The organism is Alkalibacterium indicireducens (assembly GCF_039522005.1).
GTDB classification, from domain to species: domain Bacteria; phylum Bacillota; class Bacilli; order Lactobacillales; family Carnobacteriaceae_A; genus Alkalibacterium; species Alkalibacterium indicireducens.
Map to the genome: position 1 here is coordinate 1 of NZ_BAAADA010000061.1, position 795 is coordinate 795.

Annotated in this window: 1 protein-coding gene; it reads right to left on the reverse strand. The window is 47.4% G+C overall.

Going from position 1 to position 795, the window contains the following annotated elements:
* Positions 1-84: 84 nt before the first annotated feature.
* Positions 85-696, reverse strand: coding sequence for a DEAD/DEAH box helicase family protein (locus tag ABFX15_RS04060; protein ID WP_346024221.1), 612 nt, complete (start codon positions 694-696; stop codon positions 85-87).
* Positions 697-795: the final 99 nt, after the last annotated feature.

Genomic DNA, 795 nt, shown 5'->3' on the forward strand with positions numbered 1-795 from the left:
CAGTTCCTACTGCAAAGCCTGTAGTGGACTTTCACCACCAAGTTGTCGCCCATGCCGGGCGCACCAAAAAGCGACCCGTCCTGTTTACTCAGGGCGGGTCGTTTTATTATAACCTCTCTCAAGCAGCCAGTCATTGATTTTCCCGGCGGTCACTTCGGCTGACAGTTCAGTTGTATTCAGCTTGAGGTAGCTGACTTCCGGAAACTTGGCTTCAACTTCTCCATCAAAGGAATTCAATCTATGCTTTTCCATACTCTGAAGCAGCTCCGCTTCGGAAAAATCCACGTCTCTTTTCGATGGCTTCATTGACAGACGCAGCTCACTTTTATTACGTTTGAGCCGAACATCAAGGTCCGCTTCAAGTTCGATAAAGAATACATTCCCACCGGCGTCAAGAAAAAGCGACGACCAGCTCCTCAGGATGTCCCAGTCCGAATCCGCATCAAAGCCTGCGACTACCGTAAAGATGATGCCATGAGTGACATTTGATTCAGGCTGTTCAGTAAAGGCCTTGAACAGGTCATACCTGACGACTTCAGACAGACGAAACGTATCACGTGTGTACCCCAGAAATCGGGCAAACAGATCGATCGTTTCATGATTGAACAGAAGCCTGGCATCAATCTTCTTCTCCAGAGCTTGTCCTACAGTCATTTTCCCCACAGCCTGCGGCCCGACGATCAGAATCAGATCCATATCAGTTCCCCCTATGCTCCAAGGGTTACTGTCAAATTTTTTTGTTCTTAAAGGTCTATAACCGTTGTTCTATCAAGGAAAAGACAAAAAACACTTGCC

What these genes read in the sequence shown, in the direction of transcription:
- ABFX15_RS04060 (WP_346024221.1), bottom strand. Translation starts at nt 696, where the DNA reads ATGGATCTGATTCTGATCGTCGGGCCGCAGGCTGTGGGGAAAATGACT.